The organism is Aeromonas enterica (assembly GCF_054052465.1).
In genome coordinates this window covers 145,027-164,764 of the sequence record NZ_JBSTYL010000006.1, presented here as the reverse complement: position 1 = coordinate 164,764, position 19,738 = coordinate 145,027, and the positions used below count along the sequence as shown (strand labels likewise).

The 19,738-nt window shown below is 59.0% G+C and carries 19 protein-coding genes and 1 tRNA gene; 11 read left to right on the top strand and 9 right to left on the bottom strand.

What is annotated here, in order from left to right:
* A complete protein-coding gene (locus tag ACW5XD_RS09355; protein ID WP_456494661.1) occupies positions 1-1,524 on the bottom strand; it encodes a Re/Si-specific NAD(P)(+) transhydrogenase subunit alpha in 1,524 nt (507 codons plus the stop codon).
* 496 nt (positions 1,525-2,020) lie between these two features.
* Positions 2,021-3,184 (bottom strand): alcohol dehydrogenase, encoded by a 1,164-nt coding sequence (gene yqhD / locus ACW5XD_RS09350; RefSeq protein WP_456494660.1) that lies wholly within the window; start codon positions 3,182-3,184, stop codon positions 2,021-2,023.
* Positions 3,185-3,329: 145 nt separating this feature from the next.
* Between yqhD and ACW5XD_RS09345 the strand changes: the two genes are divergently transcribed.
* Together ACW5XD_RS09345 and ACW5XD_RS09340 are read left to right on the top strand one after the other, a co-directional pair.
* Complete coding sequence (locus ACW5XD_RS09345; RefSeq protein WP_456494659.1) at positions 3,330-4,232, top strand: AraC family transcriptional regulator; 903 nt, start codon at positions 3,330-3,332, stop codon at positions 4,230-4,232.
* A gap of 18 nt (positions 4,233-4,250) precedes the next feature.
* Entirely contained in the window at positions 4,251-4,763 is a 513-nt protein-coding gene (locus ACW5XD_RS09340) for a lipocalin family protein (protein WP_456494658.1), read from the top strand.
* A 60-nt stretch (positions 4,764-4,823) separates the two neighbouring features.
* On the opposite strand, the gene ACW5XD_RS09335 is transcribed toward ACW5XD_RS09340, so the two are convergent.
* Positions 4,824-6,713 (bottom strand): methyl-accepting chemotaxis protein, encoded by a 1,890-nt coding sequence (locus tag ACW5XD_RS09335; protein ID WP_456494657.1) that lies wholly within the window; start codon positions 6,711-6,713, stop codon positions 4,824-4,826.
* Positions 6,714-7,076: 363 nt separating this feature from the next.
* Between ACW5XD_RS09335 and ACW5XD_RS09330 the strand changes: the two genes are divergently transcribed.
* Positions 7,077-7,595 (top strand): class IV adenylate cyclase, encoded by a 519-nt coding sequence (locus ACW5XD_RS09330; RefSeq protein WP_456494656.1) that lies wholly within the window; start codon positions 7,077-7,079, stop codon positions 7,593-7,595.
* A 53-nt stretch (positions 7,596-7,648) separates the two neighbouring features.
* Here the strand turns inward: ACW5XD_RS09330 and ACW5XD_RS09325 are convergent, their stop codons facing one another.
* A complete protein-coding gene (locus ACW5XD_RS09325; RefSeq protein WP_456494655.1) occupies positions 7,649-9,019 on the bottom strand; it encodes a phophatidylserine decarboxylase associated domain-containing protein in 1,371 nt (456 codons plus the stop codon).
* Positions 9,020-9,338: 319 nt separating this feature from the next.
* Positions 9,339-9,415, bottom strand: a tRNA-Trp gene (locus tag ACW5XD_RS09320).
* A 201-nt stretch (positions 9,416-9,616) separates the two neighbouring features.
* Between ACW5XD_RS09320 and ACW5XD_RS09315 the strand changes: the two genes are divergently transcribed.
* From ACW5XD_RS09315 to ACW5XD_RS09295, 5 genes are all read left to right on the top strand, one after another.
* Positions 9,617-10,159 carry a hypothetical protein gene (locus tag ACW5XD_RS09315; protein ID WP_456494654.1) on the top strand — a complete coding sequence of 181 codons (543 nt, stop codon included), beginning with the start codon at positions 9,617-9,619 and terminating at the stop codon, positions 10,157-10,159.
* A 51-nt stretch (positions 10,160-10,210) separates the two neighbouring features.
* Positions 10,211-10,453 carry a hypothetical protein gene (locus tag ACW5XD_RS09310; RefSeq protein ID WP_456494653.1) on the top strand — a complete coding sequence of 81 codons (243 nt, stop codon included), beginning with the start codon at positions 10,211-10,213 and terminating at the stop codon, positions 10,451-10,453.
* Positions 10,434-11,354, top strand: coding sequence for an aspartate carbamoyltransferase (pyrB, locus tag ACW5XD_RS09305; protein WP_165484211.1), 921 nt, complete (start codon positions 10,434-10,436; stop codon positions 11,352-11,354). Before ACW5XD_RS09310 ends, pyrB begins: the two co-directional genes overlap by 20 nt.
* Positions 11,355-11,371: 17 nt before the next feature.
* Positions 11,372-11,836 carry an aspartate carbamoyltransferase regulatory subunit gene (pyrI, locus tag ACW5XD_RS09300; protein ID WP_005318436.1) on the top strand — a complete coding sequence of 155 codons (465 nt, stop codon included), beginning with the start codon at positions 11,372-11,374 and terminating at the stop codon, positions 11,834-11,836.
* Between the two features lie 201 nt (positions 11,837-12,037).
* Entirely contained in the window at positions 12,038-12,529 is a 492-nt protein-coding gene (locus ACW5XD_RS09295) for an arginine repressor (RefSeq protein WP_456494652.1), read from the top strand.
* A gap of 205 nt (positions 12,530-12,734) precedes the next feature.
* Here the strand turns inward: ACW5XD_RS09295 and ACW5XD_RS09290 are convergent, their stop codons facing one another.
* The 4 genes from ACW5XD_RS09290 to arcA all read right to left on the bottom strand — a co-directional run bounded on the left by ACW5XD_RS09290 (position 12,735) and on the right by arcA (position 17,556).
* On the bottom strand, positions 12,735-14,141 hold the full coding sequence (locus tag ACW5XD_RS09290; protein ID WP_042870240.1) for a YfcC family protein: 1,407 nt from the start codon (positions 14,139-14,141) through the stop codon (positions 12,735-12,737).
* Positions 14,142-14,263: 122 nt separating this feature from the next.
* The gene (gene argF, locus ACW5XD_RS09285) at positions 14,264-15,268 is read right to left on the bottom strand and encodes an ornithine carbamoyltransferase (protein WP_043142722.1); all 1,005 of its coding nucleotides are present in this window, start codon (positions 15,266-15,268) and stop codon (positions 14,264-14,266) included.
* A gap of 78 nt (positions 15,269-15,346) precedes the next feature.
* Positions 15,347-16,273: a carbamate kinase gene (arcC, locus tag ACW5XD_RS09280; RefSeq protein ID WP_456494651.1), complete on the bottom strand. Its 927-nt coding sequence runs from the start codon at positions 16,271-16,273 to the stop codon at positions 15,347-15,349.
* 62 nt (positions 16,274-16,335) lie between these two features.
* Positions 16,336-17,556, bottom strand: coding sequence for an arginine deiminase (gene arcA / locus ACW5XD_RS09275; RefSeq protein ID WP_065403489.1), 1,221 nt, complete (start codon positions 17,554-17,556; stop codon positions 16,336-16,338).
* A gap of 747 nt (positions 17,557-18,303) precedes the next feature.
* Here arcA and ACW5XD_RS09270 point away from each other — a divergent pair.
* From ACW5XD_RS09270 to ACW5XD_RS09260, 3 genes are all read left to right on the top strand, one after another.
* A complete protein-coding gene (locus ACW5XD_RS09270; protein ID WP_456494650.1) occupies positions 18,304-18,480 on the top strand; it encodes a hypothetical protein in 177 nt (58 codons plus the stop codon).
* 100 nt (positions 18,481-18,580) lie between these two features.
* Positions 18,581-19,228 carry an AAA family ATPase gene (locus ACW5XD_RS09265; protein WP_456494649.1) on the top strand — a complete coding sequence of 216 codons (648 nt, stop codon included), beginning with the start codon at positions 18,581-18,583 and terminating at the stop codon, positions 19,226-19,228.
* A 1-nt stretch (position 19,229) separates the two neighbouring features.
* Positions 19,230-19,598: a CopG family transcriptional regulator gene (locus ACW5XD_RS09260; protein WP_456494648.1), complete on the top strand. Its 369-nt coding sequence runs from the start codon at positions 19,230-19,232 to the stop codon at positions 19,596-19,598.
* Positions 19,599-19,738 lie beyond the last annotated feature (140 nt).

Below are 19,738 nucleotides of genomic sequence, written 5' to 3'. Positions count from 1 at the left end.
TTAATCCTTACGGAACATCTTCAGCATGCGCTGAGTGACTGTGAAGCCACCGAAGATGTTGATACTGGCAATCAGCACGGCAATAAAGGCCAATGCGGTGACCAAAGTCGACCCTTGCCCGATTTGCAGCAGGGCACCGACCACGATAATGCCGGAGATGGCATTGGTGACCGACATCAGCGGCGTATGCAGGGCGTGAGAGACGTTCCACACCACGTAGTAACCGACCACGCAGGCCAGGATGAATACGGTGAAGTGAGAGAGGAAGGCGGCAGGCGCCACGGCCGCGACCCAACCGAAGGCGGCGATGCCGAGGGCACCAAACACGAACTTCTTGTTGGACGGCTGCTTCGCCTCGGCCTTCTTGATTGGGGCTGCTGCGGGCTTCTGCGGCGCGGCTGAGACGGCGATAGCGGGCGGCGGGAAGGTGACTTCACCGGCCTGGATCACCGTCATGTTGCGCTGCACCACGTCTTCGAAGTTGATGGCGACGTTGCCGTCCTTCTCCTTGCACATCAGCTTCATCAGGTTGACCAGGTTGGTACCGTAGAGCTGGGAGGATTGGGCAGGCAGACGACCCGGCAGATCGGTGTAACCGATCACCTTGACGCCGTTGGGAGTCACGAACAACTCGGTCGGCTTGGTGTATTCACAGTTGCCGCCGGTGGCCGCCGCCAGATCCACGATCACGGAACCCGGCTTCATGCTGTCCACCATCTCTTTGGTGATCAGCTTGGGAGCAGGACGACCCGGGATCAGGGCGGTAGTGATGATGATGTCCACTTCCTTGGCCTGCTGGGCAAACAGCGCCATCTCGGCCGCAATGAACTCATCGGACATGACCTTGGCATAACCATCACTGGAAGCGCCATCTTCGCTACCGAAGTCCAGCTTGAGGAATTCCCCCCCCATGGACTCGATCTGCTCGGCTACTTCCAGACGGGTATCGAACGCCCGCACGATGGCGCCGAGGGAACCGGCAGTACCGATGGCAGCCAGGCCGGCCACGCCGGCACCGATCACCAGAACCTTGGCAGGTGGAACCTTGCCGGCGGCGGTGATCTGACCGGTGAAGAAGCGACCGAACTGGTGCGCGGCTTCGACCACGGCGCGATAACCGCCGATGTTGGCCATGGAGGAGAGGGCGTCGAGGGACTGGGCACGGGAGATCCGCGGCACCATGTCCATTGCCATCACATTGATGTTGCGCTCGGACAGCTTCTTGACCAGCTCAGGGTTCTGGGCAGGCCAGATGAAGCTCACCAGAGTGGCACCATCTTTAATTTGTGCGATCTCGGCATCGGTCGGCGCATTGACCTTGAAGATAAGGTCGGCTTGCCAGACGCTCGGTACCACGCTGGCACCGGCAGCCTCGAAGGCGGCATCATCGAAGCTGGCCAGCTGGCCGGCACCGGCCTCGATGGCGACCTCGAAGCCGAGCTTTTTCAGCTGCTCAACGGTGGCCGGGGTCGCTGCGACCCGGGTCTCACCGGCGAGACTCTCTCTCGGTATTCCAATCTGCATGACTATTCCCTGATGGTTAATAAACAATCGCTGCCCAGTGTCGCATTTCTGGCGAAACAAGACATGACCAAAGTGCAGGTCACGGGCCCTTTGTTATGAAAATCAGTAGGCTTTACCTCAACCTCCTGTCATGGCCAGGCCCCCGCTTTTCAGGCGCGAAGGTGATTAGTATCAAATTTTGGAGTTTTATTACAACCGCAGTCCCGGCGGGGCGCGTACAGAATTCAGCCCATCCTTGGCTACGATTAAAAAAAACAAACCAAATTAGAGGCTTATACCAGTAAAAACGGCTGAAAAAAGTGATCCAACCAGTCAAAAAAAATGTTTTACCGGCCCTCTATCTTAGCGTTTTTTGTTCTTACGAAATCCGCTTTCGTCTCACTTCTCGTATTGAAACGCCGAAAAGTAACATTTTCCCAACAAAAGCGGGGCCGTCCAGCCGCCAGATGGCGGGAGACGGCCCCGATAATTCAATCGTGGCGCCGATTGGCGTCCCTTACCAGGCCGCTTCATAAATATGCTGGCTCTGCACCAAATCGATATCGCCGTGCTCACCCAGACGGGTCATGCCGTGCTCCGCCAGCTTGCCGATAAGGGTATCGATACCCAGATCGCTCAGGCCATAGTCGCGCAGTCGGGTCTTGACCCCCATCCGCTCGAAGAAGTCGCGGGTAGCCGCAATGGCGTCATCAATGCGCTCCGCCTCGCTGCCACTGTGCAGACCCCACACCCGCTCTGCATATTGCAGCAGCTTGGCATGCTTCTGTTTGCGCTTGGCCTGCAACAGAGCGGGCAGCACCGCCGCCAGTGTCTGGGCGTGGTCGAGGCCATGCAGGGCGGTCAGCTCGTGACCCAGCATGTGGGTCGCCCAATCCTGCGGCACACCGGCCCCGATTAAACCGTTGAGGGCCATGGTGGCGCTCCACATGATGTTGGCACGCACCTCGTAGTTTTCCGGCTCCAGCAGCGCCTTGGGGCCCTCCTCGATCAGGGTCAGCAGCAGGCCTTCGGCGAAGCGATCCTGCACCTTGGCATTGACCGGATAGGTGAGGTACTGCTCCAGAATGTGGATGAAGGCATCCACCACGCCATTCGCCACCTGGCGGGCCGGCAGCGTGTAGGTGAGCACGGGATCCAGCACGGCGAAGCGCGGCATCACGAAGGGCGAGAAGAAGTGCACCTTGTCACCCGTGCTGCGACGGGTCACCACGGCTCCCATGTTCATCTCTGAGCCTGTGGCCGGCAGGGTCAGCACGGCGCCGAGCGGAATGGCGGAGCGCACCTCGTTGCCGACGGTCTCGAGTATGTGCCAGGGCTCTTTGGCCAGATCGTAGTGCGCGGCAGCGGCGATAAACTTGGTGCCATCGAGCACGGAGCCGCCGCCAACGGCCAACAGGAAGTCGACCCGCTCGGCACGGGCCAGCTCAACGGCGCCCATCAGGGTTTCGTAAGCAGGGTTGGGCTCGATGCCGCCGAACTCGAACAGTGTCATGCCAGCCAGCTCGCTGCGGATCTGCGCCAACAGGCCGCTGCGCACCACGCTGCCACCGCCATAGGTGATCAGGATGCGGGCGTCGGGATGGAGCTGTTCACGCAGCTGGGCAACCTGGCCCTTGCCGAACAGGATCTTGGTCGGGGTATGCAGGGTAAAATTGTTCATCGACATTGCCTTTTTATGTTTCGAGCGGTCTGGCCGCAAAATGTGATTGCATTTTTCTCCAGACAGCCTCTACCATCAAGGCAACATCCTGCTTTATTCTTGCCTATTTCTACAAATAGACCATGACCAGAACAAAAGAGAGACAATGCAGAGCCGCTACGCCGACCTCGCCGCCAAGCTGACTCGTCACGTCACAGCCCCCGGCATCACCCCCTCTCCGGTGGAGCAGGTGAATCTCATCTACACCACCGAGTACCACGGTCGCACCCCTGTGCTCTACCAGCCACGGATGATAGTGATATTGCAGGGGCACAAGGTGGGCTATCTGGCGGATCAGGTGTTTCGCTACGATCCCAACCACTACCTGCTGATGACGCTGCCACTGCCGTGCGAGTGCGAGTGTTTCGCCTCCCCCGAGCAGCCCCTCATCGGCTTCTCCCTCGAGATCGACCTGGTCACCCTGCAGGCACTCTTGCTGGAGCTGGGCGACGCCCTGCCGGCCCCGGCCCCGCAGAAGAGCGGCGTGCACTCAGTGCCCCTGTCGGAAGCCATGTTCTGCGCCGCCGAGCGGTTGATCGACCTGATGGACAAGCCCCATCACGCCCGGGTGCTGGGACCGCAAACGGTGCGGGAGATGCTGTTCTATGCCCTGCACGAGGGTGGCGGCCCGGCGCTGCAGGTGCTGGCCAACCGTCACAACCATGTGGGCCAGATCGCCCGGGTGCTGCGTATGATAGAGTCGCGCTTCGCCGACAACCTCACCATGGAGGAGCTGGCGCGGGAGGTGAACATGAGCGTCTCCGCCTTCCACCACCACTTCAAGGCGGTCACGGCCACCACGCCGCTGCAGTACATCAAGTCGTTTCGCCTGCACAAGGCGCGCATCATGATGATGCACGACGGCATCAAGGCCGGCGCCGCGGCGGCCAGGGTCGGTTACGAGAGCAACTCCCAGTTCAGCCGGGAGTACAAGCGCTTCTTCGGCAGCACGCCGACGGATCAGACCTCCCGCTTCCGGGATGGCCAGCTGCGCATCATCGAAGGATAACCAAAGAGGGATTTACTTATGCGTTCACTGCTTTGCCTGCTCACCGCCCTGCTGCTGACGGCCTGTACCGGTGTGGCCGAGGGCATACGCCCCGTCACCGGCTTCCAGCTCGATCGCTACCTCGGCACCTGGTACGAAATAGCCCGCCTCGACCACAGCTTCGAGCGGGGGCTGGAACAGGTGAGCGCCAGCTACAGCCTGCGTGACGATGGCGGCGTCAGGGTGATCAATCGCGGCAAACAGAGCGATGGCAGCTGGCGCGAGGCCGAGGGCAAGGCCTATTTCGTCGGCAAGCCTACCGAGGCGCGCCTCAAGGTGAGCTTTTTCGGCCCCTTCTACGGCGGCTACAACGTCATCGATCTGGACCCCGACTACCAGCTCTCGCTGGTGACCAGCTACAACTACGACTACCTCTGGATCCTCTCACGCTCCCCCAATCCGCCAAAAGCCAAGGTGGATGCGCTGATCGCCAAGGCCAGAGGGCTGGGCTTTGCCACCGACCAGCTGATTTGGGTCAAGCAGCCGGGATAAGCGCCAGAAATAGCAAAGGGCAGCCTGCGGGCTGCCCTTTTGTTGGTGGAATGGGGATGATCAGAGCCGGAAGCGACCTATCTCCTGCTCCAGCCGCTCGGTCAGCGCCTTGAGCTCGGCGGCCTGGGCGGCCTCCTGATTGGCCTGCTCGGCCAGCTCCTGGGAGACGTGGCGTATGTTCTCGGTGTTGCGGCTGATCTCGCTGGTGACCGAGGTCTGCTCCTCCGCCGCCGCCGCTATCTGGGTCGCCATATCGCTGATGGAACCTATGGCCTGATTGATCCGGCCAAGGCTCAGGTTGGCGGCTTCCGCATCCTCCACGCTGGTGCCCGCCAGCTGACGGCTGGTCTCCATGCCCCCCACAGCGCGACGAGTGGTCTGCTGCAGCGTCTCTATCATCTGCTGGATCTCGTCGGTGGAGTCGTGGGTACGGCGCGACAGCACCCGCACCTCGTCCGCCACCACGGCAAAGCCGCGCCCCTGCTCACCGGCCCGGGCCGCCTCGATGGCGGCGTTGAGCGCCAGCAGATTGGTCTGCTCGGCGATGCCGCTGATGGTAGCCAGAATGCCGCTGATCTTCTGGGCGTGGGCATCCAGCTCCACAATGATCTGGCTTGCATCGGCCACCTCGTCCGCCAGCCCGGTAATGCTGCGCTGACTCTGACCGACCTGGGACTGACCGGCGACGGCCAGCTTGACCGCATCGCCGGAGGTGGTAGCGGCAAACTCGGCGTTGCCGGCGATCTCCTGAGTGGCGGAGGCCATCTCGGTCACCGCGGTCGCCACCATGACGATCTCGTCCTGCTGCTGGCGCACCTGTTGGCTGCGGGCCTGGGCTCCGGCTGCCTGGGTACGGGACTGGGCCGTCAGCTCCAGGGTCACGTCACGCAGGCGGCTGACGATGCCGTGCAGCCGCGCCACGAACTGGTTGAAGCTCTCGGCCAGCTGGCCCACTTCGTCCTTGCTGCGGGTATTGATGTGGACCGTGAGATCCCCCTCGCCGTGGGCGATGTCGTGCAAGGCCCCGGCCACCCGCCCCAGATCCTGGAACAGGAACTTGAAGGTGCTGGTCAGCACCAGACCGAATACCAGGATCAGGCCGGCACTGATGAGTGACAGCTCCCACAGCAGGCTCTGCAGCGGCGCCATCAGCACATCCTCATGCATCACCATGGCCAGCAGCCAGTCGGTGTTGGGTATGGGCAACACCAGCATCTGGGCATCCCGTCCGCCGATCTGCACCAGCTGCAGACCGCCCTGCTGGCTCATGCTCACCAGTCGGCCGGCATCCAGCTCAGGCGCCAGATCCTGGCTCTTCTTGAGCGCCAGCGCCTTGTCCGGGTGGGCGACGATGAGGCCGCTCTTGTCCAGCAGCATGGCATAGCCATCCCCCTGTACCCGCATCGCCAGCACATCCTTGATGAGCTGTTCCAGCGCCAGGTTGGCACCGACCACTCCGACCAGCCGGCCCTGCTGCATCACGGGCTCGGCCAGGGTCACCACCAATTGCTGCATGGTCACGCTGACATAGGGTTCGGTGATGATGAGCTTGCCCGCCTTGACCGCGTCCTGATACCAGGGCCGCTCGCGCGGGTCATAATTGCCCTTGTTGAGGGAGGGGTCGTTGCGGGTCATCACCCCCTCCTCCGAGCCGTAGTAGGCCAGCCCGAAGCCACCGGAGCGCAGGGTCTGCTGCAGATGGGGCACCAGTTCGGCGGTCGGGTGGCTGGCGATCACATCAACCTGCGCGGTCAGGCTCTCGCGCCTGTCCTGCATCCATTTGCCTATCCCCTCCGCGTAGGCGCTGGCGTAGTTGCGCGCCTCGCTGTCGATAGCGCTCAGGGTCTGGTTTTTCAGGGTATAGAAGGCGGTTATGCCCAGCAGGCAGACCGTGATCAGGACCACGCCAAGACTGGTGGCCAACAACTTGCCGCGAAGGGAGAGATTCATGGGATATCCTTATGGCTGTCTCAATGGCGTCAAACAAAGCTGCACGCCCTGTGTGGACTATATCGACAGAAAATCCCGATCCATGAATTTCAATCCGTTGATTTTAAATGAATCAGTAAGTAAACCCTGGCAATGCCCCTTGCCATCCAGCATGGGAAAATCCCCCCAAAACCCCGACTGATGCCCCCTCCACCGCTGTAAAAAAGGCCGCCTCCAAGGAGGTGGCCAGCGTGCATTCAACCCGCCGAAAAACGAGCTAGCGCACCCGGGCTATAGCGGTATTGAGCCGTATCTTGGTGGCGCTGGCGAGCTCAATCTGTAGTAGGTTGGTACACCCATCGTACTTAAGGAGACCCTCATACCATGCCCCGAAATATCGAGATCAAAGCCAGGATCGCACGGGTCGACACACTCTTCCCCAAGGTGGCCGCCATCGCCAGTCAGGGTCCCGTAGAGATAGCACAGGATGATACTTTCTTTCGCTGCGAGTCAGGCCGCCTCAAACTGCGCCCCCTGTCGCCCTCTTCCGGCCAGCTCATCTTCTACCGCCGTGCCGATCGGCAAGGCCCCAAGGAGAGCTTCTATCACGTCACTCCGACGAACGAGCCGGCCAGCCTGCGGGAGACCCTCAGCCTGGCCTGTGGCCAGATAGGTAGGGTGCGCAAGACGCGCACCCTGTTTCTAGTCGGCAGAACACGGGTCCATCTCGATCTGGTCGAGGGGCTCGGTCACTTTCTCGAGCTGGAGGTAGTGTTGGAGGATAACGAACTGCTCGATGCGGGGATACAGGAGGCTCATGACATTATGGCGCACCTTGGTGTGGAGCCCTCCCAGTTGATCGAAGGTGCTTATATGGACCTGTTGGCAAAGACGCGGGCCTGACCTTACGATAACAAACAGGCCCCCGCAGGCGGCCTGTTTCCATTAAATGATCCTTATTTCACCCGTGCTATGGTGGTATTGAGCCGCATGTTGCCGGCATCCAGGCTCGGGGTCTGGCCGTAAAACTCGAACTCCAGCTTGACCCCTGGGCGGAACAGCAGGCAGTGGGTCGAGCCGCCGAAGTGGAACATGCCGAGCTGATCCCCCTTCTTCACTCTGTCCCCCGCCCGTACCGTGATGTCGCAGCTCGACACCTCGGCCATGCCCACAGGCACCACGCACATCAGCCCGATTTTGGGATTGTCGGCTTCGATGAAGATCAGCGCCCGGGTCGCCACCGAGGTGAGGAAGGGTTGCGAGTTGTTGGGGGCGCTGGGATCCGCCCCCTGCGGGTCGCCAAATCCCTCGAACTGGTTCTCTAGATAGTAGGTGCCGTTGACCACGCGCACCTTGCGAATGGTGCCGCTCACCGGGCTGTGCCAGCGGTGATAGCTGAGAGCGCTGAGGAAGGCCTGATACACAGTGCCACCTTCGAAACGAGGCGCCAGATCGTCGAAATCGAGCATGTTGTCCAGTGAATAGGGCTGACCCTTGAGCCAGAACTGATCGCTGCGGCTCACCTCTTTTTTCACCTGCAACGGTGCCGACTCGCAGGCGTTGACGATGATGTTGTCATCCTCCGGCGCCGAGACAGGCCGCACCCCCGGGCGGAAGGTGCGGGTGAAGAACCCATCCCAGCTGCCGAAGCCATCATACTCGGCCGCCGGATCGCACTGGAAGATGGTCTCGAAGCTGGCTGGCGTGGGGTTGGGCCCCTCACCCAGGGCGCCGGTCGCCACCTTGACCATCTCGCTCTTGGCCAGCTTGCCGAGCCAGGGCACCACCAGTGTCTCCTGATCCAGCCGGCTGACCGGCTCGTTCAACACGTAGCGCGAAGCCGGGCTTTGCAGAAACTGCGCCCAGTAATCGAGGATCTTCTTGAACTGCTGGTTGATCAGGACGTTGGCGAAGAAGTGATAACCGGACTGGGTCGCCATGGGCCAGTCGAGCAGGGCATTGATAGGAAAGCCTATGAGGCCGGACGGCTCATCCGTCGGGATATCCTGATACGCCTCGGGGGCCGTGGTCATGATGCCGTTGAGCAGCCCCAGAAACTCCTCGAAGGATCGCACCTCGACTTGACCGAGCGGGGTCAGGTGCTTGTGGCGCCAGGCCTCCTTGAACATGGCCTCGGCCTGGGCATGCAGCGAAGGATCGGCGTTGACCAGATCCCGCAGCTCGGCGATGGGAGGCACCAGCGCACGCGGCTGCTGGGTCACGTAGTACTTGATCCGCCGGATCCAGCGCTCGATATGGGCACTATCCTGTGGCACCCAGCCGCCGGGGCGAGACTTGTTCAGTCGGGTTTCAACTGCCTTGTTCATGAGTCTATCTCCTCAAGTGATGTTCACGCCCACAATCCACGGCTTGAGCATTGGCTATCGGCTTGCCATCAGCACGCAATGACACCGCCCATGTGGTGTAGCACACGGGCCCGTGAAGCACGATTGCCAGAAACGACAGGGCGAATTGGCGCAATAGCGACTAGCGGTCAGGGGCAGTGCGGGATCCGAAGAGAAAGAGGAGCCGGGAATGGGCTGACGCCGACGAAAAACGGCAACTGTCGGAGCAGGCGTGACAGGAGGAAAAAGCGGGAACGCAGAAATGCGAAAAGCCAGCTCAATGAGCTGGCTTTTCTGAAAATGGCAGGGGCGGCAGGACTCGAACCCGCAACCATCGGTTTTGGAGACCGCTGTTCTACCAATTGGAACTACGCCCCTGCAACAAACGAGGCGAATTATACAAAGCCGGGTTCAAAGGTAAAGGCTTTTTTCTCACTTTCGATTTGATTGCACAAATGACGAGCAACTCTCGATAATTTGCGCAACCTGACGGGGTAACTTGCTGTATTTACAGCCTTGTCAGGGTAGGAAAGCCACATAAATGGGGGTAGGGTTAAGTCTGGATCCGGGAGGCTACTCATGCTCAATTACCGCTTGCTCCAGCAACTGGCACCGCTCAACTTCAGGGATGAACGCAAGACGGAGTCCCTGCCCGACTATCTCGACCGGGTCGCCCCGCGGGTGCCCTTCATTCCCCATAGCGTGCTTTCCCAATGGATTTATCGCCATTGGCGCGGTTTTGAGTCCAACTGGAGCTTTCTCGACCTGGCCCGTCACCAGTTCGAGTGCGAGGCTTGGCCCACCGCCAGGATCATTGAGCAGACCGGCTCCCGCCACATGGAGGTGATCGACCGCTGGGGCGAGATGCTGCGCCACAATCGTTACGTGCGTCGATCCTGGCTCGGCGAATACATGCTGACCCAGGGCACCTGGTCCGAACCCATCATAGTGCTGGCCCCCGCGCCGGATAGCCGCTACCCGGACGGACAGCCGCTGCCGCAACCCTATTGCCTGCTGGAAGGACACCACAGACTCGCCTATCTGCGCTGCATGGCCGAAGATACCCTGCCCCTGCAAGCGGAACACAGCGTGTGGGTTTGCCGACCCGTTCACGACACTTAAACGTTTTCCTGCGCAAATCTTGCCTTTGAAATAAATTTTTGACAATTCAAAATGCGACTCTATAATCTGTCCGGTTTTGAAAAAGGTCGAGACGAGACGATGCAGTTTTTGATTTATAAAACAGCCTTGCAGACGGGTGGAGCGCACCAGAGCGGCCCCGTTGTTTCCGGTTCCCGACCCACAGATCCCCAGTTATTTTTAAAAAAAGCCCCTGTTTCAGGGGCTTTTTTTTGTGCCCGAAAAACCTTCATTGATGTCAAAGGGAATGCAGACGATGACCAATCCACTTTATAAGAAACATGTCATCTCCATTTCGGACCTGACCCGGCCCGACATGGAACTGGTGGTCGCAACCGCACAGCGGTTGAAGGCCGAGCCCGACACCCGCCTGTTGAAAGACAAGCTGGTTGCCAGCTGCTTCTTCGAAGCGTCCACCCGCACCCGCCTCTCGTTCGAGACCGCGGTTCAGCGCCTGGGTGGCAACATCATCGGCTTCGCCGACGGTGGCAACACCAGCGCCAAGAAGGGCGAGACCCTGGCCGACTCCATCAAGATCATCGGCTCCTACTCGGATGCCGTGGTGATGCGTCACCCGAAAGAGGGCGCCGCCCGCCTCGCCTCCGAATTCTCCCGGGTGCCTGTCATCAACGGCGGTGACGGTTCCAACCAGCATCCGACCCAGACCCTGCTCGACCTCTTCTCCATCCATGAGACGCAAGGCAAGCTCGATGGCCTCAACGTCGCCTTCGTCGGCGACCTCAAGTACGGCCGCACCGTCCACTCTCTGGCCCAAGCCCTGAGCCTGTTCAACTGCCGCTTCTTCTTCATCTCCCCGGAAGCACTGGCGATGCCGGACTATATCTGCGAAGAGCTGGAAGAGAAGGGCATACGGTTCAGCGTGCACGAGACCATGGAAGAGGTGATGCCTGAACTCGACATCCTCTACATGACCCGGGTCCAGAAAGAGCGCTTCGACGAGACTGAGTACAAGCACATGGCCGCCAAGTTCGTGCTGGAGCTGGCCACCCTGGAAGGGGCCAAGCCCACCATGAAGATCCTGCACCCCCTGCCCCGCGTCGACGAGATCGATGTAGCGGTCGACAAGACTCCCCACGCCTACTACTTCCAGCAGGCGGAAAACGGGGTCTACGCGCGCCAGGCACTGCTGGCTCTGGTACTGAACGAAACCGTCTAAGGGAAAAGGGGAATATCATGTCCGAGAAGAATCAACTGCAAGTCGAAGCCATCCGTCACGGCTCCGTCATCGACCACGTCCCCGCCGGCCAGGGCATCAAGATCCTCAAGCTGTTCCAGCTGATCGAGACCCAGGAGCGAATCACCGTCGGTTTCAACCTGAAATCCGGCGCGCTGGGCAAGAAGGATCTCATCAAGATAGAGAACACCCGCCTGACCGCGGAGCAGGCCAACCAGCTGGCCCTGTTCGCCCCCAAGGCGACCGTCAACATCATCGAAGACTTCGCCGTGGTGAAGAAGCACCAGCTGGAACTGCCGGAGTTCATCACGGGCGTGTTCCACTGCCCCAACTCCAACTGCATCTCCCACAACGAGCCGGTAGACAGCTACTTCCGGGTGCGGGAGGTGAAAGGCGTAGTGCGTATGAAGTGCAAATACTGCGAGAAGTCCTTCACCCAGGACATCGTCAGCGAACGTTACTGATATCTGAATGGGCCCTGTGGGGCCCATTTTTGACCCCTGTCACATCACAGATTTTCCGTTTAGCTATAATTTGCCATCCTATAAAGGCTAAACATCGCTCATTCCCTGCCTCACTCCTTTCCATCAGAACTTTTAGCTATTAAAAGGCATTGATGGCAGATTTCGAGCGATAGCCTTCGGTCACAGTCAAAGGAAATCGCCGTGGTCAAAACCCTCAGTCGTCCCGTTGAACAAGAGCCCGATCTGGCCCAGCTGGATGCCTGTCGCCAGATCATCGGCCAGCACTGCTACAGCACCCAGGAGGAGATCCGCCGCGAGCTGGCGGAGCGCGGCTTTGCCGACATCAGCCAGTCCACCATCTCCCGTCTGTTGCGCCGCCTCGGCGTGGCCAAGGCCCAGAATGCCAACGGCAAGAAGGTCTACACCCTGGTGGATGAGCAGCTGGAGCCCGCAGGCAGTACCCGCTCCATCCACGACATGGTGCGCGAGGTGGTGCACAACCAGCAGATGGTGTTGATCCACACCACCCCGGGCGCCGCCACCGTGGTGGCCCGCCTGCTGGATCGCAACGCCAATCCCGAGATCATGGGCGCCGTCGCCGGCAACGACGTGGTGCTGGTCGCGCCGCGCCACATCAGCCGCACCCGCCTGACCCACGCGGCCGTGGTGCGTACCCTGGAACAGGCGCGTTGACGCTCCTTTCCTGAATGCACAAGGCGACCCCAGGGTCGCCTTTTTGTTGCCTCACGCTCTGCCTTCCTGCTCCCTGTTGCCTGCCCCCTTTGCCCTGTGGAGTTTCCTCCCGGTTGAACAAGGGAGATCCCGCGGTGCAAGGCGCCGCGCCTCGCCATAAAAAACGGGAGCCACTGGCTCCCGTTTCATGTCGTCTTTACACCTGTTATGCCAGCACTGCACCCAGGCTCAGACAGACCACGATCAGCACTGTCAAAATGCCGAGCAGCGGCGCGACCCACTTCAGCCAGCGTACATAAGGCACCTTGGCAATCGCCAGGCCACCCATGACCACGGCGGAGGTCGGTGTCACCAGGTTCACCAGACCGGAGGCGGACTGGTAAGCGGTCACCACCAGCTCGCGACCCACGTTGGCGAAGTCGGCCAGCGGCGCCATGATCGGCATGGTCAGCACGGCCAGACCGGAGGAGGACGGCACCAGGAAGGAGAGCACCAGCTCCAGCACGAACATCACGTTGATGAACACCACGGTGGAGAGGCCGGTCACGATCCCTTCTGCGCTGTGCAAAATGGTGTGAGTGATCATGCCGTTGTCCATTACCACTACTATACCGCGGGCGATACCTATGATGAGGGCCACACCGAGCAGGTCACGGGCACCATCGATGAAGTTGGAGGTCAACTCCTCTTCGCTCATGCGGGAGATGACGCCGACTATGATGGCAGCGGCCAGGAAGACGCCGGAGATCTGCGCCATCCACCAGCCGAGCACGGCCACCCCGTAGATCATCACGGCGAAGGCGGCGACGAAGATACCCAACACGATTTTACGGGTCAGGGTGAACTCCAGCATCTGGTCGCTCTTGTTGCCGAGGAAATGGGCACGGTTCTCTTCCCACTTGTCAGCCACCAGGGATTTGCTGGGGTCGTTGCGCACCATCTTGGCATAACGCATGACGTAGGCCACGCACAGCAGCCAGCCTGCAATCAGCATGGCGACGCGCAGCCAGATACCGTCGGTGAAGGAGATGCCGGCGGCGTTGGCGGCGATCACGGTCGCAAACGGGTTGATGGTCGAGCCCAGGGTACCGATACCAGCGCCCAGCAACACGGTCGCGGCGGCGACCACGGGGTCGAAGCGAGCGGCCATCATCACGGGAACCAGCAGGGTATAGAAAGGCAGCGACTCTTCCGCCATCCCGTAGATGGTGCCCCCGGCGGCAAACAACGCCATCAGGATCGGGATCATCCACTCTTCACGGCCGCGCAGGCGGTCGGTCACGCGTTCAATACCGGCATCGATGGCGCCAGTCTTGGTCACAATGCCAAGAAAACCACCGATGATCAGGATAAACAGGGAGACGTCGATAGCGCCTGCCTGATAGGTGTCATGGTTGTAGAGGCCATCGATGGGTGCCAGCAGCACGTCGACTATCCCCTGGGGATTCCCCTCTACCAGCTTGTAGGTTCCGGCCACCGGCACTTCCTTGCCGAGGGCGTCGTTCATGATCATGTCGTATTTGCCGGCTGGCACTACCCAGCTCAGGGCGGCCACCAAGGCGATCAGCACAAACAGTATGGTGTAGGCTGATGGGAACTTGAATTTGGTCATGGTCCAGCTTCCTTCTGTGGTGTGGTATCCATGCAAGCTGCGGGTCGTAGGGTTAGAGGTATTATGCCGCTGTTACATGGTCGAAAAGCCGGGGGTTGCCCCCCGGCACCACTACTGCGACCTTAGTCGCCCAGCGTAGCAACCATCACTGCCTTGATGGTGTGCATCCGGTTTTCGGCCTCGTCAAACACGATGCTGTGCTCGGATTCGAACACGTCCTCGGTTACTTCCAGACCTTTCATCCCATATTTGTCGGCCACTTCCTTGCCCATGGTGGTCTCATCGTTGTGGAACGCCGGCAGGCAGTGCATGAACTTCACATCCGGGTTCTTGGTGGCGTTGATGACATCCATGTTGATCTGGTACGGGGTCATCAGTTTCACCCGTTGATCCCAGGCTTCTTTCGCTTCGCCCATGGAGACCCAGACGTCGGTATAGAGGAAGTCGGTACCCAGCACGCCCTCTTTCACATCTTCAGTCAGAGTGATGCGCGCGCCGGTCTCTTCGGCGATCAGGCGGCACTTGGCAACCAGCGCTTCTTCCGGCCAGAAGGCTTTCGGTGCGACCAGACGGATGTCCATGCCCATCTTGGCGGCGCCGACCATCAGGGAGTTGCCCATGTTGTTGCGGGCATCACCCAGGTAGGCGAACTTGATTTGATCCAGACGCTTGCCCTTGCCGTGTTCCAGCATGGTCATGAAGTCGGCCAGGATCTGGGTTGGGTGGAATTCGTTGGTCAGGCCGTTCCAGACAGGGACACCGGCATAGGCACCCAGCTCTTCCACGATCTCCTGACCGTAGCCACGGTATTCGATGCCGTCATACATGCGGCCAAGTACACGAGCGGTGTCCTTCATTGACTCCTTGTGACCGATCTGGGAACCACTTGGGCCGAGATAGGAGACTTGAGCGCCCTGGTCGAAGGCCGCCACTTCAAACGCACAACGGGTACGGGTGGAGGTCTTCTCGAAAATCAGGGCGATGTTCTTGCCGACCAGATGCTTGCGCTCATAGCCACCGTATTTGGCTTTCTTCAGGTCAATGGCCAGGTCGATCATGTATTGGATTTCGCGCGGGGTGAAATCCAGCAGTTTCAGGAAGTTACGGTTACGCAGATTAAAAGCCATGATGAGTTCTCTCTATATTTGTTCAGACCAATTTGGGCAGTAGTGTTGACTACGCATTCTCAGTACAGATTTCGGTAATTACGCATTCACGGTACGGGTGGCAACGATATTGGTGCCGGCTTCGCCCTTGAGGATGGCCAGGCCATCTTCCAGAGAACCGATCCCGACCATGCCGCCGGTCGCCTTGACGAATTCGCAGGACGCTTCGACCTTGGGCCCCATGGAGCCTGCGTCGAACTTGACGCCAGCCAGTTCGGCCGGGCTGGTGACTCGCAGCGGGTGCTGGGTCGGTTTGCCCCAATCCAGGTAGACGGCATCGGCGTCGGTCAGGATCAGCAGGGCATCGGCCTTGATCTGCTTGGCCAGGTAGGCGGCAGACATGTCCTTGTCGATGACGGCTTCGATACCGGTCAGGCACTGGCCATCCCAGGTCACAGGAATGCCACCACCACCGGTACAGATGATGAGGTGTCCCTGGGCTATCAGGGTTTCGATGGCATCGCCTTCGACGATGCGCTGGGGCAACGGAGACGGCACCACGCGGCGGAAGAACTTGCCGTCGGCCTTGACCACCCAGCGCTTCTCTTCGGCCAGGATGCGAGCTTCGGCTTCGTCATAGACGGGACCGATAAATTTGGTCGGATTGGCAAACGCCGGATCCTTGGGATCGACCTGCACCTGGGTCAGCAGCGCGGTGACGTTGCGACTCGGCATCAGGTTTTTGAGCTCCTGGATCAGCATGTAGCCGATCATGCCCTGAGACTCGGCACCCAGCACATCCAGCGGATAGGGAGCGACCTTGGTATAGGCGCTGTTTTGCAGGGCCAGCAGGCCGACTTGCGGGCCGTTGCCGTGCACCAGCACCACGTTGTATTCCTGAGCGATCAGGGCGATGGTCTTGGCGGCGGTGGCGATGTTCTTGCGCTGAATATCAGCTTCAAGGGGTTCGCCACGACGGAGCAGGGCATTGCCACCCAGGGCGACGACGACAGTTGGTTTTTTCATGAGTGTTGATCTCGAGTCTTGGTATCTGTGGCGCCAGCCTCTGCCGGCGCCACGCCGTCTTGTTAGATGCCGTCACGTTCCATCGGGCAGCTCATGCAGCGGGCGCCGCCGCGGCCACGACCCAGTTCTTCACCCGGAATGGAGAGAACTGTGATACCGGCCTTGTCATATTTCTCGTTGGTGTAGGTATTGCGCTCATAACCCACCACCACGCCAGGACGCACTGTCAGCACGTTGTTGGCATCGTTCCACTGTTCGCGTTCGGCTTCGAAGCTGTCACCGCCGGTGGTGATGAGCTTGAGCTGATCCACTCCCAGCGCCTTCTCGATGGCGGTCACGAAGTAACCCTCTTCCTTGATGTTCATGCCGGTTGCACCGCCCGGAGTCAGACTCCAGCAGTTCACATCCTTGCGGATGACTTCCGGATAGACGGAGAAGGTATCTATATCCATGTGGGTCATGACGGTATCCAGGTGCATGCAGCTGCGGTGTTTCGGCAGTTGCATGGCGATGACCTGTTTGGCCTGACCGTGTTTGAACAGGCCGCGAGCCAAGTGCTCGACCCCTTGCGGCGTGGTGCGCTCGGACATGCCGATGAGCACGGCGCCGCGGCCGATAACCAGGACATCACCCCCTTCGATGGTGGAGTTGTCGTAGTCACGATCCTCGTCACCGAAGTACTTGATGAAGTCCTGACCGGCAAACTGCGGGTGCCAGCGGTAGATGGCCTTCACATGATTGGTTTCGCGGCGACGGGCGGCCTTGGCCATGGGGTTGATGGAGACGCCACCATAAACCCAGCAGGAGGTGTCACGGGTGAAGAGGTGGTTGGGCAGCGGTTCTATGATGAAATCGGTCGGGGCATGCATGCCAACTACCATGTTGACGCCGCTGTAAGGCATCTCAGAGTAAGTCAGACCACCGGAGAGAATGCGGGCCAGTTCGCGGTGCGGCATGTCAGCCAGGAAGCAGCGCACGTCGTTGGCAAGGGAAGAACCGAGGCGATAATCGGACACCTGATGTTGCAGCAGCCAGGTTTTGGCTTCCGGCACATCCAGAGTCTCGGCCAGCAGGTTGGTCAGCAGGAAAACTTCGACATTCTGATCGCGCAGTACCTGAGCGAATTTGTCATGCTCCTGACCGGCGCGTTCAACCGACAGGACATCATCAAATAGCAGGTCCTGGCAGTTGGAAGGGGTCAGACGCTTCAGACTGAGGTTGGGGCGGTGCAACATGACACGGCGCAATTGGCCAACTTCAGAACCTACATAAAATTTGCTCATGATTATATTCCGTCTAGCAGTGGTCCCTGCGAGTGATTGAATAGATTCCTTCTATTCATGCTCGTGGCTAAGGCGGGATATTCTTTATGTAGGGTACTCAGCTTGTGTTCTATCCTGCCCTTGCCTTTCGAGACCGAGGTTAGACCTGCCAATCACGATAAACTTAGACATTGATCACATTCACTCTGAACTGAATAGAATCACGGTTTATTCTTTGATGAGGGTAACAGAACTGACAATCTCTCATTCAGCAACAATGCATTAAAACGCATTAATCCACGATTTTATTTCATATTTCATCCTATTTCATTCACGCTGCATATCTACCGAGGGAGATATCAAAAAACAAAAAACCATCATTTTCAATGCGATATAAAACAAAGCCACGTCATTTGAATTTAATATGCATGAAACTGAATTTTTCACTGGTTTTTAAGGGATGGACACCGAGATAAATAGTCATAAGCAGGCGAGGTGCTGAATAATCTGCTTCTTGTCCCAGATCATGGCATTGTGCCAAACCCGCCTGCACAAGCCCACGGTACAAGTTGTCAGCAACATGCCTGTTATATGGATATGCACAAAGCCCGCATCTTGGTCATGTATTTCTCGGCGGTCCCGCCGCACCCTCTTTTCAAACTTTTTTCATTCGTTGAATTTATTTCATAACCTTGCGTCGCAGGCCGGCTCGGCTTAACTCAGAAAGTGATCCAGATCACGCCGTGTTCTGTCACCAAGGAGATAGCCATGAAGATCAAGTCACTGTTCCTGTTCACCGCCCTGATCCTGCCCATGACCCCATCGCTGGTCAGCGCTGAGGGAGCCCCCGCCATACCCATGGTAGTCTGCCATGTCGACCAGGCCCCCCAGATGCTGGTCCCCGAGTACGTGTGCCAGTGGTACGGCGGCAGCCAGCACTACTGAAAGTGAGAGCCCAAGAGGAGGTCACCTCCTCTTGGCTTGTCATGCTTCAACCCCCTCCTATACTCAAGGCAGCTATTTTTCATAGGGATAGGAGATAGTCATGATCCTGTTGGTCGGCGGTGAGAAGGGAGGGAGCGGCAAGAGTTGTCTTGCCCAGAATCTGGCGGTTTACCTCAGAACCCGGTTTCATGGCGAAGTGCTGCTGGTCGATTGTGATCCGCAGCGCACCACTTCGGACTGGATCCAGGAACGCAACGACAACCCGGATCTGCCCCAGATAAACTGCGTTCAGCTCTACGGTAATATTCGCAACGACCTGCTCAGCCTGAAGAACCGCTATGACTACGTCATCGTTGACTGTGGCGGCCAGGACAACCGGGCGCTACGCTCCACCATGGCGGTGGCCACCCATGGCCTGATACCGCTTCGGCCCAAACGCCGCGATCTCAAGACCCTGCCGCACATGGAAGATCTCATCACCACCTGCAAGATGGTCAATCCCAGCCTGCGGGCAGCCGTTGTGCTGACCCAATGCCCGGCCCTGCCCAACCAGGTAAAACGGATCCTGGAGGCCAAGGAGGTGTGCGCCTCGTTCGGGGTCGATGTACTGAATGCCATCACTTATGGTCGCAATGTCTATGACGACAGCGAAGAGAAAGGCCTTTCCGTCATGGAGATCGAACCCGATGGCAAGTCGGCCGAGGAAATCCGGGCCATCGCCAAGGAGTTTTTGGAGTTGGAGGTGTGAGATGGGCCTTGCCGATCTGAAGAAAAAACACAATCTGCATCATCAGAAGAAGTTCACTATCGACGAGTTCATCGAGGATGCGGACTTCTATGCCAAGGGAAAACCCAAGGTGGTCAGTCTTGAGCTGAACCTGCATCGGGACGAAGCCCTGACGGCACTCGCCTTTATCGAGAGCGGTGAATACCTGAAGCCCAGCTATAAAAAAGCTACCTTTTCCCTGAGCACTGTCGCCATCGACGAGCTCGGCAGCCTGACCCAGCAGGATGGCATGAACAAATCCCTGTTGCTGCGTCTGTTTACCCACTATTTCTCTTCACTGAGCCCGGAAGAGCGTCAAACCATCTATGAACGGCTGCAGGAACGCAGCTGACCCACCATATTGGTAGTCATTCTCACCTTTCCGGCAACCACCCATCTGCCTCTGCCTCCTTTTCTGAACCCGAGTTAAATGGTGTGTGAGATATTAGCCACTGATCCTGTAAGCCAGGAACCTGAAAAGATCCCGCGATA

Excerpts from the sequence above, each read along its gene's own strand:
- ACW5XD_RS09355 (WP_456494661.1), bottom strand. The coding sequence starts at position 1,524 with ATGCAGATTGGAATACCGAGAGAGAGTCTCGCCGGTGAGACCCGGGTC.
- yqhD (WP_456494660.1), bottom strand. The coding sequence starts at position 3,184 with ATGAACAATTTTACCCTGCATACCCCGACCAAGATCCTGTTCGGCAAG.
- ACW5XD_RS09345 (WP_456494659.1), top strand. The coding sequence starts at position 3,330 with ATGCAGAGCCGCTACGCCGACCTCGCCGCCAAGCTGACTCGTCACGTC.
- ACW5XD_RS09340 (WP_456494658.1), top strand. The coding sequence starts at position 4,251 with ATGCGTTCACTGCTTTGCCTGCTCACCGCCCTGCTGCTGACGGCCTGT.
- ACW5XD_RS09335 (WP_456494657.1), bottom strand. The coding sequence starts at position 6,713 with ATGAATCTCTCCCTTCGCGGCAAGTTGTTGGCCACCAGTCTTGGCGTG.
- ACW5XD_RS09330 (WP_456494656.1), top strand. The coding sequence starts at position 7,077 with ATGCCCCGAAATATCGAGATCAAAGCCAGGATCGCACGGGTCGACACA.
- ACW5XD_RS09325 (WP_456494655.1), bottom strand. The coding sequence starts at position 9,019 with ATGAACAAGGCAGTTGAAACCCGACTGAACAAGTCTCGCCCCGGCGGC.
- ACW5XD_RS09315 (WP_456494654.1), top strand. The coding sequence starts at position 9,617 with ATGCTCAATTACCGCTTGCTCCAGCAACTGGCACCGCTCAACTTCAGG.
- ACW5XD_RS09310 (WP_456494653.1), top strand. The coding sequence starts at position 10,211 with ATGCGACTCTATAATCTGTCCGGTTTTGAAAAAGGTCGAGACGAGACG.
- pyrB (WP_165484211.1), top strand. The coding sequence starts at position 10,434 with ATGACCAATCCACTTTATAAGAAACATGTCATCTCCATTTCGGACCTG.
- pyrI (WP_005318436.1), top strand. The coding sequence starts at position 11,372 with ATGTCCGAGAAGAATCAACTGCAAGTCGAAGCCATCCGTCACGGCTCC.
- ACW5XD_RS09290 (WP_042870240.1), bottom strand. The coding sequence starts at position 14,141 with ATGACCAAATTCAAGTTCCCATCAGCCTACACCATACTGTTTGTGCTG.
- argF (WP_043142722.1), bottom strand. The coding sequence starts at position 15,268 with ATGGCTTTTAATCTGCGTAACCGTAACTTCCTGAAACTGCTGGATTTC.
- arcC (WP_456494651.1), bottom strand. The coding sequence starts at position 16,273 with ATGAAAAAACCAACTGTCGTCGTCGCCCTGGGTGGCAATGCCCTGCTC.
- arcA (WP_065403489.1), bottom strand. The coding sequence starts at position 17,556 with ATGAGCAAATTTTATGTAGGTTCTGAAGTTGGCCAATTGCGCCGTGTC.
- ACW5XD_RS09270 (WP_456494650.1), top strand. The coding sequence starts at position 18,304 with ATGAAGATCAAGTCACTGTTCCTGTTCACCGCCCTGATCCTGCCCATG.
- ACW5XD_RS09265 (WP_456494649.1), top strand. The coding sequence starts at position 18,581 with ATGATCCTGTTGGTCGGCGGTGAGAAGGGAGGGAGCGGCAAGAGTTGT.
- ACW5XD_RS09260 (WP_456494648.1), top strand. The coding sequence starts at position 19,230 with ATGGGCCTTGCCGATCTGAAGAAAAAACACAATCTGCATCATCAGAAG.